General features: G+C 44.0%; 12 protein-coding genes. 10 read left to right on the top strand and 2 right to left on the bottom strand.

From position 1 onward, the window contains the following. The first annotated feature begins 128 nt into the window (after positions 1-128). The 8 genes from ACN6KS_RS20075 to ACN6KS_RS20040 all read left to right on the top strand — a co-directional run bounded on the left by ACN6KS_RS20075 (position 129) and on the right by ACN6KS_RS20040 (position 11,754). Entirely contained in the window at positions 129-2,093 is a 1,965-nt protein-coding gene (locus ACN6KS_RS20075) for a WG repeat-containing protein (protein ID WP_440960362.1), read from the top strand. 257 nt (positions 2,094-2,350) lie between these two features. Further along, entirely contained in the window at positions 2,351-3,154 is an 804-nt protein-coding gene (locus ACN6KS_RS20070) for a CAP domain-containing protein (protein ID WP_440960361.1), read from the top strand. 248 nt (positions 3,155-3,402) lie between these two features. Beyond that, complete coding sequence (locus ACN6KS_RS20065) at positions 3,403-4,239, top strand: GDSL-type esterase/lipase family protein (RefSeq protein ID WP_341135303.1); 837 nt, start codon at positions 3,403-3,405, stop codon at positions 4,237-4,239. A gap of 64 nt (positions 4,240-4,303) precedes the next feature. After that, positions 4,304-5,284 (top strand): ABC transporter ATP-binding protein, encoded by a 981-nt coding sequence (locus tag ACN6KS_RS20060; RefSeq protein ID WP_094874813.1) that lies wholly within the window; start codon positions 4,304-4,306, stop codon positions 5,282-5,284. After that, positions 5,277-6,266 carry an ABC transporter permease gene (locus tag ACN6KS_RS20055; protein WP_094879024.1) on the top strand — a complete coding sequence of 330 codons (990 nt, stop codon included), beginning with the start codon at positions 5,277-5,279 and terminating at the stop codon, positions 6,264-6,266. Before ACN6KS_RS20060 ends, ACN6KS_RS20055 begins: the two co-directional genes overlap by 8 nt. A 168-nt stretch (positions 6,267-6,434) precedes the next feature. Further along, positions 6,435-8,417, top strand: a complete 1,983-nt coding sequence (gene parE / locus ACN6KS_RS20050; protein WP_042190046.1) for a DNA topoisomerase IV subunit B — start codon at positions 6,435-6,437, stop codon at positions 8,415-8,417. Positions 8,418-8,709: 292 nt separating this feature from the next. After that, positions 8,710-11,151, top strand: a complete 2,442-nt coding sequence (gene gyrA, locus ACN6KS_RS20045; RefSeq protein ID WP_440960360.1) for a DNA gyrase subunit A — start codon at positions 8,710-8,712, stop codon at positions 11,149-11,151. 171 nt (positions 11,152-11,322) lie between these two features. After that, complete coding sequence (locus ACN6KS_RS20040) at positions 11,323-11,754, top strand: MarR family winged helix-turn-helix transcriptional regulator (protein ID WP_094870245.1); 432 nt, start codon at positions 11,323-11,325, stop codon at positions 11,752-11,754. A gap of 107 nt (positions 11,755-11,861) precedes the next feature. Here the strand turns inward: ACN6KS_RS20040 and ACN6KS_RS20035 are convergent, their stop codons facing one another. Together ACN6KS_RS20035 and ACN6KS_RS20030 are read right to left on the bottom strand one after the other, a co-directional pair. Beyond that, complete coding sequence (locus tag ACN6KS_RS20035) at positions 11,862-12,608, bottom strand: RluA family pseudouridine synthase (RefSeq protein WP_280786560.1); 747 nt, start codon at positions 12,606-12,608, stop codon at positions 11,862-11,864. Positions 12,609-12,611: 3 nt separating this feature from the next. Further along, positions 12,612-13,475, bottom strand: a complete 864-nt coding sequence (locus ACN6KS_RS20030; RefSeq protein WP_042190039.1) for a class I SAM-dependent methyltransferase — start codon at positions 13,473-13,475, stop codon at positions 12,612-12,614. Positions 13,476-13,703: 228 nt separating this feature from the next. On the opposite strand from ACN6KS_RS20030, the gene ACN6KS_RS20025 reads away from it, so the two are divergent. Then, a complete protein-coding gene (locus tag ACN6KS_RS20025; protein ID WP_341135302.1) occupies positions 13,704-14,564 on the top strand; it encodes a helix-turn-helix domain-containing protein in 861 nt (286 codons plus the stop codon). Positions 14,565-14,656: 92 nt separating this feature from the next. Further along, positions 14,657-15,022: a VOC family protein gene (locus ACN6KS_RS20020; RefSeq protein WP_076299603.1), complete on the top strand. Its 366-nt coding sequence runs from the start codon at positions 14,657-14,659 to the stop codon at positions 15,020-15,022. Positions 15,023-15,173 lie beyond the last annotated feature (151 nt).

The raw sequence follows: 15,173 nt of genomic DNA, 5'->3' as shown, positions 1-15,173 counted from the left end.
CAGTATCGACACATCTAACTCGCTTGATGCGTTTTCAACTTCATCAACATCTAAAAGATCAAAATCACATAAATCAACATTCTCCCATATTCTATAGGCAAATGCCTTTGTTAAAGGGGAGCGACTGGATGTTAAGGATTAGATTGAATGAGCTGGGGAAAGGGAATGACAATGGTCCGTTGCAAGCGGATGTATGGAGATGGGACGGCATTGGCTGGAACGAATATATTACGCAGCAAGAAGAAGATTTCATACGTACAGAAGAGGAGCTGTTCGTTACGATCCCAGCAGAGGCAGGATTATATCGTGTAGACTACTCTAATAAGCCTTATGAGACGCCGTATGTATTACCGGAGTGGGTTGACGACGAATTAAGAAATACTGGGCTGCATCCGGCGCCCTTTAATCTTAAAGAGGGTACGCTTTGGGGATATATTAACGACGAAGGTCGTGTTCAGATTGAACCTAGATACGAATATGCTGAGGATTTTCAGAAAAATGGGCTAGCAATTGTACAACGAAAAAACAGTAGCGGACTGATCGACAGCTCTGGACGGGAGCGGGTGAAGCCCATTTACTCGTTTATTGCCCCTTTTTCGGAAGGACGCGCAGTAGTATCAGATGCGAAAGGGTACACATTTATTGATGAAAAAGGTAAAGAGGTGACTCCAGCCCGTTATGATTATCTAAACTCATTACATGAGGGACTTGCATTATTTTCGAAACAAAACACAACGGGTGGTCAATCCCTATACGGGTATGTAGATGCGCAAGGCAAAGAGGTTTTGCCTGCAATTTATTTGGATGCCAATGATTTCATGAATGGTGTGGCTTTAGTCAAGATTAAAGAGGGGGAGTACGCACTCATTGATCCTGAAGGGAAGATTCTGCATACGTACAATCATCCATTCGTAGGGAGTCCGGGTGATGGGCTGCTCTCCTATCAAGCGACTGAGAACGGTAAGTACGGTTACTTAAACACTGATGGAACAGTAGCTATTCAGCCACAATTCACTTCTGGCTTACCTTTTTCGGAGGGGCGTGCAGTGGTGAACACCGCGGAGAACTATGGCAACGCCTATGGGCTGATTGATAAACAAGGAAAAATGATCATCCCTGCGAAATATTATGAAGTCCTGCAGCTTGGTGAGGGCAGAGCAGCCATAGGAACACCAATATTCCCTAGTCAACCTTATCGAGGCTCACGTTACATTATCGCTGATGCAGAGACAGGAGCGATTCTGAGCAATCATACCCTGCTTGGTGTGAATAATTATCAGGACGGACTGGCGTCTGTGTATGATGCTAAGGAGACTTTTTTTATAGATCGAACTGGAAAAAGAGCAGCTCAGCCTCCAGTTATTCAAGGGACGGGAACACTTACCCTCAGTGGGCGCCTGATTAGAGCAGATATCGATCAACGTACAGCATATTATGATCGTCAAGGGAAACAGATTTGGAGGCAAAATGGAGTCATCCCACTGAGGCCGCCATATTCCGTAGTAGAGAAGAAGTACAAACCGAACAGGGATTATCTGGTTTACTATCCGGTTGTTGAGGGAATTGCAAGTGCGGAAGTTTCTAGAGAGGTTAATGATAAATTACGGAAGCTTTCGCTAGTTGAAGACCCAGGTAGTAATGGAGCAACACAGGATTTCAGTTACAATGGTGATTTTTCAGTGTCCTTTTTCCGCAAAAACCTTCTAGTGCTGGAATTAACGGGTTATCGATATCCTTTTGGAGCAGCCCACGGTATGCCTACCAAAATCTATACCCATACTAATTTGCGAAATGGAAGGTTCTATAAGCTGGGTGACCTGTTCAAGCCAGGAAGCAGATATGTGGAGAAGCTAAGTAAAATCGTCGGAAAGCAGATTGAGAATGACCCTCAATACTCTTATGTTTTTCCGGATACGTATAAAGGAATTACCTCGGATCAGCCTTTCTTTGTAGATAATGAAGCGTTGTATCTTTATTTTGCTCCTTATGAGATTGCTCCTTATGTTGCGGGTTTTCCCACTTTCCGTATTCCATACGCAGAAATTATGGGACTTATCTCTACTGAGGGAGACTTTTGGCAGTCGTTTCACTAGTTCCCTCATATCCATTAGCACTTAGAAGTTGCTATTCTCTCGAGAATGGCGACTTTTTTTGTTTTTTATCGTGAAAATCTAATGCATTCAGACTCAGAAAACTTACAGTCAAGACTATTAAATGTTAAAAATTAGAAGAGCACAGCTGATAGAATTATGCTACAATGACTGAGGAACAAATTACAACTTTGTAACATTTGTAGCTGGTCACTCTAAGCAGAAACATATATTACACACAAGAAAGAGGAGATGGCAGAATGAAGAACAAGAGATTAAGAGCAATTATTGGTGGTAGTGTAGCAGCTGTTATGGCCCTTAGTATTTCACTTCCACTCGAAGCGAATGCGGCCTCAACTGAAGTAACAGTAATTAAATCAGGTACTAGCTATGAGCAAGTTTTACAATATCTAAAACAAGCCAACCTACAGGGATTCCCTATTTTTAATAGCACAATCGTGGTGTCCAAGCCTCAAACAGGAACGGTTCCAAATAAAGATACATCTACCGCAACTCCGGTTACTAAGCCTTCGGATACGACTACTGTAACTAAGCCTGTAACTAAGCCTGTAACTAAGCCTGTAACTAAGCCTGTAACTAAGCCTGTAACTAAGCCTTCGGATACGACTACTGTAACTAAGCCTGTAACTAAACCTACAGAAACTACACCTAGTACAGGTGCTGCGAGCAATAAAGGAACTTATGTTCAACAGATCGTAACGCTGGTAAATAAAGAGCGTGCAGCAGCTGGTCTGAAACCTGTTTCTGGATTGGACAGCCTTCATAAAGTAGCAGCTACAAAAGCTACGGATATGCGTACTAATAACTATTTTTCACATACTTCACCTACGTATGGTTCACCATTCGATATGATGAAATCCTTTGGGATCACGTATAACGCTGCAGGCGAGAACATCGCTATGGGTCAAAAAACACCAGAAGAAGTAATGAAAGCATGGATGAATAGTCCTGGTCATAAAGCTAATATTTTGAATGCTAATTTCAATTATATCGGTGTAGGTTATGACAATAACTATTGGGTTCAAGAATTTATTGGTAAATAATTGAAAATATCATTACTGAAATCAACGTTCTCCGATGAAAATCGGGGGACGTTTTTTTGTGCCCAAACTTTAATCGCTGAATTTTTTTGAGAATTTTCGTATTCATATTTGGGTTAAATAAGCGGAGCAGCTGGATTTATTTCTGTTCTAGACATTTGCAAAACCGGTATGGAAGATTTATGTTTATGTACATAGTTAAGATCTTTGTAAAATGTGGAACAATACATAATAGAACGGCACACGGAGGGATGGCTTTGAATGATTCAAAGTGGACATGGCGCAGCGTTAGCCTGATTTCCATAGTAACAACCATAATTCTAATTGTAGGTTTAGTTTATGCGGTCAGAGACATTATCTATCCGGTTGGAGAAGCCGCAGACACCAACATACCTCAACAAACAGCTGCTCCAGCGGCGGAAGCTGACAAGAAGCTCAAAGTTGTTGCTCTCGGAGATTCGCTAACCAAGGGAACTGGTGATAACACCGGGGAAGGATTTGTTAAGCGTACAGTTAGTGGTTTATCTGCTAAAGGTGTTGAGGTTGATTTTTTAGGGAATATGGGGATTAATGGTTTAACTACTGCAGGACTGCTAAGCAAGCTGGAAGAAGATGGTGTAGATTACGCGCTGCATATGGCGAATGTCATTCTGCTCTCGATCGGAGGGAATGATTTATTCAAGGACTCCAATATTTTGCAGAATAGTGGCGCACTTCAAAGTGAATCCACGACCGATCAAGAGCTGACTCCAGAGTCTTTGCTAGCAGCCCTTCCAGAAGCAGTAGGAAGATTAGGTAAGATTCTGCAGAAAATCACGGAAATCAATCCAAATGCTCAAATTTATTATATGGGTCTATACAACCCCTTTGGTGATATACCAGATCTGCTTGTACCAGGTAATCAGGCGGTTGCGAAGTGGAATAATGCGGCAATGGATGTTATTAATAAGCACAGCAATATGACATTGGTTCCAACCTTCGACTTGTTTAACAAGCATTTGGACAAATACTTATCAACGGATCATTTTCATCCGAATGGGGATGGCTATCAGCGAATCGGAGAGCGATTCATTCAGGCTATACACTAGAACACAATTGAGAGCCAGCTTTCTAAGAAAGATGATTTGTGTTTAACAAGGAGCTAAAGAGAATATGACAAAAGCGAACAGTGATGAATCCAGTCCGGTCGTCTTGTCTGTAGACGGGGTACGGAAAAAAATAGGGCGAAAGTGGATTATAGATGATGTTACGTTTGATGTGAGAAAAGGAGAAATTTTTGGCTTCCTCGGACCCAATGGAGCTGGAAAGACAACTACGATTCGAATGCTTGTCGATTTGATTCGTCCAAGCGAGGGCAAGATTACGGTATGTGGTTACAATGTAAACCGAAATCCGGAAAAAGCGTTGCAATTTGTTGGCTCTATCGTGGAGAACCCTGAGGTATATACCTATTTGACGGGATGGGAGAATTTACAGCATTTTGCCCGGATGCAGCCTGGTATTGATAATACTCGCATTAGTGAAGTGGTAGATATCGTACGGTTAGATCAACGAATCCATGATAAGGTAAGTACATATTCGCTTGGGATGAGGCAGCGACTTGGTATAGCGCAGGCTCTTCTGGGACATCCGCGTCTGCTTATTCTGGACGAGCCAACAAACGGACTAGATCCAAAGGGAATTAAGGAGCTGCGAGAATTTATACGCAAGCTAGCAGATGAGGGGTTGGCGGTATTTGTATCGAGTCATTTACTTAGTGAAATCCAGCTTCTCTGCGACCGTGTTGCGATTATTAGTAAAGGGCGAGTACTTGCAGTGGGTTCGGTAGATGAGCTTATTGCCCGAAATTCGCCGTATGTACTTTGGGAGCTAGAGCCTTTTGCTGAAGCTAGGACATTACTGGCTGATCGCCCAGATATTCAGATTCAGAATCTGGAAGACGTTACCTTGGATGATTCAATAATTGCAGGTATGGGCCCGAATTCTTTAATCACAATTATGGAGCAGGATTTGATCCCCGAGATTGTGGCTGTTATGGTGACTGCTGAAATCGAAGTTAGGGCTGTGCATAAAATCAATCCGACACTGGAACAGCTATTCTTGAAACTAACGGAGGGTGAGAACGTTGAATAATATGCTTCCGCTAATCCGTAATGAATGTTTAAAAATCATAAAAAAGAAACGGTTTTATGTTATACTGCTGATTCTGATTGTTCTGGTGCCTATGTTCACCTACGCGCAAATGCGATCTGCTGAGCGTAGCCGAGATAAATTCAACTCCGATTGGCGCCTGGAGATCCAGCAGCAGATCATTGATAATCAAAATTCTTTGGGTAGCGACCGGATTCCAGAGGAATGGAAGACTTATCGGCGAATATTTGTACAGCAGCTTCAATATTACCTTCACCATGATGTGAATCCGAACGAGCCAAGTGGCGTTACCTTTACCCGTGAGTTTATGGATAATTCCGTTACTTTATTTATTCCACTACTCATTATGGCTGTAGCTTCGGATTTAGTTTCTGCGGAGCGGACTACAGGGACGATCAAAATGCTGCTGACAAGGCCAGTTAAGCGTTGGAAAGTTTTGTTTAGCAAAATGGCGGCACTGCTTATGTTTGTCTCACTCATCGTACTCTCCACATTTGTGATCAGCTATTTGATCTCTGGTCTCGCTTTTGGATATAAGGGCTTCAATATCCCTGTTTTTACAGGCTTTAAGATCAGTGGGGACTCGGTAGATATGTCTACTGTACATGCAATACCACAGTGGAAATATATGCTTATGCAAGGTGGATTGGTCTGGTTCGTAAGCGTTGTAGTTGCCCTGCTTGCTTTTATGATCTCTGTACTTGTAAGGAGCACTGCTGCTAGTATAGTGGTCATGATGGCAGCGCTGATCGCTGGAAATATTTTGACCAATATGGCTTCAGCCTGGACAACAGCGAAATATTTATTTATGGTAAATCTTGGACTGACCGGCTATTTGTCAGGAACTCCCGCCCCTATAGAGGGGATGTCCTTGTCATTTTCCATGGCTGTGCTGGCAGTATGGGGGGCTGTTTCGGTGATCATTTCATTCGCCGTCTTTACGAAAAGGGATATTTTGAATTAGAATGTACAAAGTGACGAAAACGTTTGTTTGCATTTTTAGAAATATAAGAACGTATAAGTTTTGCACCTATACTTTATATCTTATGTTTCTCGCTAAAAGGCTTACCGTCCTTATAAGGACGCCAAAGGCGCTAATGCTTTAGTATAGAGAAAAGAAGGAGGAGCATGAATGCTCGAACAGATCGATATGTTTGCTGAAGTTTCTAATAACGGCGAGAATAGCCGTACTGGATACGATGCTGACGACATTCAAGTGCTCGAAGGTCTGGTTGCAGTGCGCAAACGACCTGGCATGTATATCGGCAGTACAAGTTCTTCGGGACTACATCATCTAGTATGGGAAATTGTAGATAATGCTGTGGATGAGCATTTAGCCAAGTATTGTACGAAGATTGACTTACTACTTCGCAAAGATGGCTCAGTAACAGTGACAGACAACGGCCGTGGAATTCCAACTGGAATGCATAAGACAGGAGTGCCAACGCCGCAGGTTGTATTTACAATTTTGCATGCAGGCGGTAAATTCGGTGGATCTGGTTACAAGAAATCAGGCGGTTTGCATGGCGTAGGGGCTTCAGTAACGAATGCTTTGTCTGAATGGCTTGAAGTAGAGATTTATCGTGAGGGCAAAATCCATCGTCAACGTTTTGAATATTGGGTGGACAAGAAGGGGAAAGAGCATGTTGGCGAGCCGGTAACGGGCCTTGAAATTTTAGGAAACACCAACAAAACTGGTTCGAAAATTACTTTTAAACCGGATATTCGCGTCTTTCCAAATGGAATTGCCCTGAATTATGACACGCTGGCAGAGCGGGTACAGGAGATTGCCTTTCTGAATTCCGGTCTGCGTATTACGCTGCATGATGAGCGGAGTAATCGTCAGGACGAGTTCTTTTACGAGGGTGGAGCAAGCCAATTTGTGCAATTCCTGAATGAGGGCAAGGATGTTCTGCATGACGTTATTCACTTCAGCGCAGAAAAAGACGATATCGAAGTGGAGGTAGCTCTTCAGTACAATGGAGGCTATACGGAAACCTTGGCTTCTTTCGTTAACTCCATTCCTACTCGTAGCGGGGGTACTCATGAGACGGGCTTTAAAACTGCGTATACTCGTGTGTTAAATGACTATGCGCGCCGTACACAGTTGCTTAAAGAAAAGGATAAGAATTTAGAAGGAAATGATTTGCGCGAAGGTATGATGGCTGTCATTAGTGTTAAAATGTCCGAGGTTGAGTTTGTTGGACAGACGAAGGATCAGCTCGGAAGTGCTTCTGCCCGTAGTGCAGTAGACTATATCGTATCTGAGAATATGGCTCGTTTCCTGGAAGAAAACCCACAGGTAGCACAGAGTCTTTTGAAAAAATCAATTCAGGCTTCGAAGGCTCGGGAAGCGGCTCGCAAAGCCCGCGATGAGATTCGTACAGGTAAGAAACGTAGCGAGAGCTCGAATCTTGGTGGGAAATTGTCACCTGCGCAGTCCAAGGACGTTACACGTACTGAGCTGTTCATCGTAGAAGGTGATTCAGCCGGTGGCTCAGCGAAGCAAGGCCGTGATTCAAAGATTCAGGCGATCTTGCCGCTAAAAGGGAAACCTATGAATCCGGAAAAAGCCAAGCTGCTGGATATCCTGAAGAACGATGAATATAAAGCAATCATTTCCACGATTGGTGCAGGAATTGGCCCGGATTTTACCGTCGAAGACAGCAATTATTCCAAAATTATCATTATGACCGATGCGGATACAGATGGAGCGCATATTCAGGTGCTGCTGCTGACATTTTTCTATCGTTATATGAAGCCGTTAATAGATGCCGGAAAGGTTTTTATCGCCCAGCCTCCGCTTTATAAGCTGACCCGCAAAACGGGCAAGCTGGAGACCGTAAGATATGCATGGAGTGACGAAGAATTGCAAAATTATTTAAAGGAATTCGGCAAAAACTTCGAGCTTCAGCGATATAAAGGATTGGGTGAGATGAACCCTGATCAGCTGTGGGAAACAACGATGAATCCAGAATCGCGTACACTGCTTCAAGTGCAGATTGAGGATGCGGCTAAGGCTGAGCGTCGTGTTTCTACACTGATGGGTGATAAGGTCGATCCTCGTAAACGTTGGATTGTTGAAAATGTCGATTTCACTGAAATTGTAGAGTAGCTGCAGTTAGTAGTGCTGCAAGTGACGATAATCCCGATTTTCTAAAAGCTTGGTGATTCTTGGAACGTAGGGGAATTTTGGAACTGTAGGAGCGATAGCGTCCGCCTGAAAGCTTTCCGTAGGAAAGCTAGCATCGGAAGCATAAGCTGTCTCCTGATTTTATCCGCATTAGCGGTATAATCAAAGAAATCTGGAGACAACAGCGGCTGGAAGTCCAAGAATCCCAGGAGTGTTCATGAGAAGCACCATACTATTATAAAACGGGCAGTTTGAGGAACAGAAGGTGAGCAAAGTGAGTAGTTTATCAGAACAATTTTTGCCGGCTTTTCTGGAAGAGGTCGTCGGTGACCGCTTTGGTCGGTATTCCAAATATATTATTCAGGACCGGGCGATTCCCGATGTCCGCGATGGACTTAAGCCTGTACAGCGCCGGATTCTTTATGCGATGTACGATTCTGGCAACACGCCTGACAAGCCGTACCGCAAGTCAGCCAAAACCGTCGGGGATGTAATGGGTAATTACCATCCACATGGTGACTCCTCGATTTACGATGGTATGGTTCGTATGGCACAGCCATGGAAGATGGGGCATGTTCTTGTTGACGGTCATGGCAACTGGGGCTCGATGGACGATGACCCAGCTGCGGCAATGCGTTATACGGAAGCACGCTTATCTCCGATTGCAATGGAGATGATGCGTGATATCGAGAAGCGGACGGTGCTGTTTAAGGACAACTTTGACAATACAGCCAAAGAGCCTGTAGTTGTTCCTTCCAGGTATCCGAATCTACTCGTAAATGGCACGAGTGGGATTTCCGCAGGCTTTGCCACTGAGATTCCGCCACATAATCTACGGGAGGTTATTGATGCTTGTATCGCAGTGATGCAGAAGCCGGATATTGAACTAGAAGATATCATGACCTTTATGAAAGGTCCGGATTTCCCTACAGGCGGCACTATTATGGGCGGAGATGGCATCATGGATGCTTACCGTACTGGTAAAGGCCGTATTTATTTACGCTCCAAGACTGAGATTGAAAATATGCGTGGCGGCAAGCAACAAATCGTGATTACGGAAGTTCCATTCCAGATTGTAAAATCACGACTAGTTACCTCCATGGAGAATATTCGATTAGAGAAGAAGATCGATGGCATTGCTGAAGTTCGTGATGAGAGTGGACGAGAAGGACTTCGGATTGTGGTGGAGCTCAAGAAAGAAGCGGATGCCCAAGGCGTTTTGGCATATCTGCTCAAAAAAACCGATCTTCAAATTACCTATAACTTCAATATGGTGGCGATCGTCAACAAGGCTCCGCAACAGCTTGGCCTTAAAGCCATCCTGGAGGCCTATATCGCGCATCAGCGTGAAGTAGTGACTCACCGCACCCAATTTGATCTGGAACGCGCAGAAGACCGTGCTCATGTCTTAGAGGGCTTGGTTAAGGCACTGAATATTCTTGATGAGGTCATCGCTGCCATTAAAGCATCGAAGAACCGTCAGGACGCTCAGAACAATCTCGTGTGGATGTTCGGGTTCAGTGAACGTCAAGCGGATTCTATTCTTACCTTACAATTGTATCGTCTGACGAATTTGGAGATTACTTCACTCCAAAAAGAATTGGATGAAATGATGGTCAAGATTACACATCTGCGTGGCATATTGGAAAGTGACAAGAAGCTCGTAGCTGTAATCCGTAAGGAATTGCTGGAGATCCGCGACAAATACGGGATCGATCGCCGTTCGCTCATCCAAGGCGAAGTTGAGGAGCTTAAGGTTAGCCTTGAAGCGCTGGTCAACGCAGAGGATGTGCTAGTAGCACTTTCCGCAGACGGTTATATTAAGCGTACAAGTATGCTTTCCTTTACCCGCTCTGGTGGGGAACGTCATACTTCAGGCGTTAAAGAAGGCGATCATATCGTTAAGCTGCTCGATGTGAATACCCGTGACAGTCTGCTGGTATTTACGCGCAAGGGGCAGTACTTCTTACTTCCGGTTCACCAGATTCCAGAGTTTAAATGGAAAGAACCTGGTACTGCGATTGTTAACGTTATCGGGTTGTCTAAAGGGGATGGAATCATTAGCGTGATTCCGGTCAATAATCTTGATGATCCGCAGCAAAGCCTTGTGTTTATCACCCGCAGAGGTCAGGTTAAGCGTACAGAGCTCAAGGAATACTCTACAAGCCGCTCTGGAGCCGTAGCAGCCTGTAAGGTAGCAGACGGTGATGAGATCATTACAGTCGTTACTAGTACGAATGACAAGGACATTGTACTAGTGACTCGTGAAGGAATGAGTATTAGATTCCATGAGAATGAAGTTAATCCTATGGGCCGTGTTGCATCCGGTGTAAGAGGCATTCAGCTTCGTGAGGGCGATGAGGTGATTTCTTGCTTCTGGGTCACTGAAGATGAAGGTGAGATCCTTTCTATCTCCGATATCGGATATGCGAAACGTTCATTACTAGTGGATTATCCATCTCAAAGCCGCGGTGGCAAAGGGATGCCAACCTTTGAATTTAAGGAAGGCAAGCGAGTACGGCCAAATGGCAGTAAATTGGCAGGGGCTTTCTATTGCAGAGAGCCGCTGGAACTTAATGCAATTACACGGGAGAATGCACATCACACGTTCTCTTCTGAATCTGCACCACTTGGAGAGCGTCGTTCTACAGGCAAACAGATTGTCCCTGTGGAGAAAAAGGATGAGATTGTTAATCTTTTCCCAGCAGTGAAGTAAACAAGCCAAGGCACGTAGTCAATTCTTCTTGAGAATTGACTACGTGCCTTTTTTTAATTTTCTCGCTTATCAGTTATGAAGATTTATTTTTCTTCTTTTGCAGGAAATGGAATTTGTTTCGCGAAAATGTAGTTATACCGGATAGAACCGCAAGGAAAGGAAGGAATCAGTGTGCACGCTTCTGAATTCAGTAAAATTTGGCATAAAATTTTAAAAGATTACAAACTACATATGGACAGTAATCTTGCCCCATCGCTAACGGATGCCCAACTCACAGTACTTGAACTGCTTCAGGAACGTGATGCCATGAAGCCTTCTGATCTGGCTCCACATCTGGCGACCAGTCCTGCAGCGGTTACTATGTTACTTGATCGGATGGAGAAAAATGGGCTTATCATTCGGGAGAGAGATGCTGCGGATCGCCGTATTGTATGGGTGAGTATAACGGAAATTGGAACGCAGGAGACTGCACGTGGTTTGAAGATCCGCAGTGATTTTTTTGCAGAAGCGCTTGATCCGATATCCTCTCATAACCAACAGCTACTACTCTATTTAATGGGCAAAATGGTTGTTACAACAACACCGGAAGGTTCTACACCATGAATAATCGGGGTGACAAGGGCCGGAGAAATAGATTGAGGTACAAGCTTGCGATGACAAGCTATTAAAAAATTACAACAACACTTATTTTAAAAAAAGAAGGCCATCCATTAACGGATAGCCTTCTTTTGTAATTCCTTGGACCATAAATCCCAAGGATGGGTTTGCGGGGGCAGGGAAATAAGTTCTACTTCTTCTTTAGTAACAGGGTGGGGAAAGCCTACAAGTGCAGACCACAGTGCAATTTGCTGTCCAGGTCTGTTCACCGAAGCCCCATACTTCTGATCACCGTATAATGGGCAGCCGATGGAGCTGAGCTGCACTCGAATTTGATGGGAACGACCGGTGAGTAAATCGATCTTGAGCAGGCTGTAACCCTCAGCGCTGCCAAGTACTGTGTAATCCAGAATGGCTTCCTTACCGCCGGGGGTTCCTTTACGGACGACAGTGACGGTATTGCTCTTGGCGTCTTTAAGCAGTGTATCGGTAAGACGGCCATGAGATGCTGGTGGTTTACCGTGCACGACCGTTAAGTACACCTTATGAAAGCTGTGAGTTCTGACACACTCGGATAGTCTTGATGCTGCTTTTGATGTCTTGGCAAAGATCATTGCACCCCCAACTGGACGATCCAGGCGGTGGACTAGCCCCATATAGACGTTGCCAGGCTTGTTGAAGCGTTCCTTCACATCTTCTTTGAGCAGATTGAGCAGATCAGGATCTCCAGTAGCATCCTCCTGAACAGGAATATTCACGGGCTTCACTATGCCTAGAAGATGATTATCTTCGTATAACACTTCAAAGCGCTTCGATATTCCGTCCAGCGGCTCGTTGCTGCCAGATAAATGCTGTGTCATGGCTTACGCCTCCCAGCGTCCCAGAATACCGCATGGCAGGTTCATGCCGGAGGAAGTGATCGGAAGACCGATTTCACCGGAGGTGAGCTTCCCGCCATAACGTTTACCCATGGTCATCGACAACATATTACGTAGGACCGTTGGAGAAATCCCAGTGGTGTATGAATTGATTAGCATAAACAAAGGTTTGTCGCTCATGATTTGCATACAGCTCTCAAGGAAAGGATATAAGCTGGACTCCAGCTTCCACATTTCTCCGCCAGGCCCTCTTCCATAGGAAGGCGGGTCCATGATAATCGCATCATACTTACTACCACGACGTTGTTCACGTTGTACGAATTTGAATACGTCATCCGTGATGTAGCGAACTGGACGCTCGCCTAGGCCGGACAGCTGGACATTTTCTTTTGCCCATTGCACCATTCCTTTGGCTGCATCCACGTGAACAACCGAAGCGCCGGCACTAGCTGCGGCTACAGTAGCTCCACCTGTGTAAGCAAATAGATTTAGTACTGAGATCGGACGGTTAGCAGCCGCAATCTTGTCCATCATCCAGCTCCAGTTGGCCGCTTGTTCAGGGAATAACCCTGTATGCTTAAAATTCGTAGGACGCAAATGGAATTTTAATTTTCCGTAACTAATTTTCCAATCATCCGGAATTGTTTTCTTCATTTCCCATTGTCCACCACCCGCTGAGGAACGGTGATAATGACCGTGTACATCACGCCATTTCGCTGTCTCATTGGAGAGTGGCCAAATAATTTGTGGATCCGGACGGCGCAGGATGATGTCACCCCAACGTTCAAGCTTCTCTCCACCGCCAGTGTCAATTACTTCATAGTCTTTCCAGTCGCTAGCTATATACATTTTTTAATCCATCCTTCAAAAATTCATTTAGCCTTTATTGTACATCATTTCACCATATAGCTACAAACAAAATAAGCACAAGCCCAACACTCTGCTTATTTTATCCAATGAAGATAATGTGTATAATATTTCCATGCTCACAGCTATTATTCTGGCAGATCAAGCAATGATTGTGTATGATCAGATACCAGAGTCTTTACAATATTTATGATCGGAGAATAGCAGCTTATGTTCAATCTCGCACCTCTATATTTCCCGATAACTGCAAATCCAGCACAAACTAGTGAATTTCTACCTAGTCGAGCTTTGCAGCCATATATTCGCTGTTTCTGGGGCTCTGTTACACCGCGTATTTCTACAGAGGCATCCGTTCACGTAGTGGACAAGGCATCTGGTTACAAAATTCGAATGGAAACCATTATTCCAGATACATGCATGGACATTATTTGGAATCTGAATGAATCGACAGGCTTAACAACTACCGTTTTTTCCGGCATCAATGATGCTCCTTTTGAAGTCCCTTCAGACAGGGGGAAGGGTATGATCTCAACCTTTGGTATCCGATTTCATTTCTGGGCCGTTCATTTTTTTGCAGATGATCATCTCCGGGATGTCCTGAATGCATTTGTAGATGTGGACCAGTACTTTTGTACTTTTAAAAAAGAGCTAGGACTTCTGCTGGAACAAGCAAATTCTATGAATGAAAGGATAGCAGCAGCTGAGGCATATCTTTTTCAGCGTCTTGAGCGTGGAGGACGGACTAATGATCGGATGATGAATGCAATTTATACCCTAATTAAACAAAAGGGTGTGGTAACAGCTGAGGATTTGGAAACCAGCTCTAATCTAAGCAGACGCCAACTCGAAAGACTTTTTCAAGAATACGTAGGTGTATCCCCTAAAAAAACAGCTGACCTTGTGCGATTTCAGAATGTATGGCGGGAAATGTATCAACTGCCTGTGCAGACGAAGAATATTCAGGATCTTATTTTTACTTATGGATTCAGCCATCAGCCTCATTTTATAAACAGTTTTAAAAAATATGCAGGAAGAACACCACTTGAGGCTTTAGTCTATGCGGGCAGATAAATGTCGCATTTTTGCAATACAAAGGATGCTAGCCTTGTTAAACTCAAGTAAGAAATGGATACTATGATGATGAGAATGAAAGGGGACAAATTATGATTTCGTCTTTTGAAGGTACTAACATCTACACTAAGGATACTGCTGCGTTGGCTGCATTTTATTCGGAGGTGCTAGGGATTCCAATTCCGTTCGAAGGCTACGGCAATTTTGATGGTGCAAAGATTGGATTCGACAAGAAGCAGCCTGGAATCATCATTTGGGATGAGACGAAATGGGAAAAGCTCACGACTGGCTTTGTTAATTTAGTATTCGGCTGCGATAATCTCGATGAGACGTACGAGCAGTTAAAGGCTAAGGGACTGGATTGTCAGCCACCGGTTACGATGGCGTATGGCGGGAAAGAAATGAATTTCCGCGATCCAGATGGTAATCACATTACCTTGCTCGAAGGAGCATACTAAAACATTTTGAACAAAAAAGGGATTGAACGCAAACATCAACCGTGTGATTAAACGGGAGTTTGCGTTTTTTTTATTTTATTCATTTGACAATGATAATCATTATCAAATAGAATGGGGGTGAAACACACATCATTTAAATTTTATGTTTAGT

The organism is Paenibacillus nitricinens (assembly GCF_052056485.1).
GTDB lineage: Bacteria > Bacillota > Bacilli > Paenibacillales > Paenibacillaceae > Paenibacillus_AQ > Paenibacillus_AQ nitricinens.
Note: the sequence above shows the minus strand (reverse complement) of the source record. Positions and strands in the feature narration are given on the sequence as shown.

What these genes read in the sequence shown, in the direction of transcription:
- ACN6KS_RS20075 (WP_440960362.1), top strand. Translation starts at nt 129, where the DNA reads ATGTTAAGGATTAGATTGAATGAGCTGGGGAAAGGGAATGACAATGGT.
- ACN6KS_RS20070 (WP_440960361.1), top strand. Translation starts at nt 2,351, where the DNA reads ATGAAGAACAAGAGATTAAGAGCAATTATTGGTGGTAGTGTAGCAGCT.
- ACN6KS_RS20065 (WP_341135303.1), top strand. Translation starts at nt 3,403, where the DNA reads ATGGCTTTGAATGATTCAAAGTGGACATGGCGCAGCGTTAGCCTGATT.
- ACN6KS_RS20060 (WP_094874813.1), top strand. Translation starts at nt 4,304, where the DNA reads ATGACAAAAGCGAACAGTGATGAATCCAGTCCGGTCGTCTTGTCTGTA.
- parE (WP_042190046.1), top strand. Translation starts at nt 6,435, where the DNA reads ATGCTCGAACAGATCGATATGTTTGCTGAAGTTTCTAATAACGGCGAG.
- ACN6KS_RS20035 (WP_280786560.1), bottom strand. Translation starts at nt 12,608, where the DNA reads ATGACACAGCATTTATCTGGCAGCAACGAGCCGCTGGACGGAATATCG.
- ACN6KS_RS20030 (WP_042190039.1), bottom strand. Translation starts at nt 13,475, where the DNA reads ATGTATATAGCTAGCGACTGGAAAGACTATGAAGTAATTGACACTGGC.
- ACN6KS_RS20025 (WP_341135302.1), top strand. Translation starts at nt 13,704, where the DNA reads ATGTTCAATCTCGCACCTCTATATTTCCCGATAACTGCAAATCCAGCA.
- ACN6KS_RS20020 (WP_076299603.1), top strand. Translation starts at nt 14,657, where the DNA reads ATGATTTCGTCTTTTGAAGGTACTAACATCTACACTAAGGATACTGCT.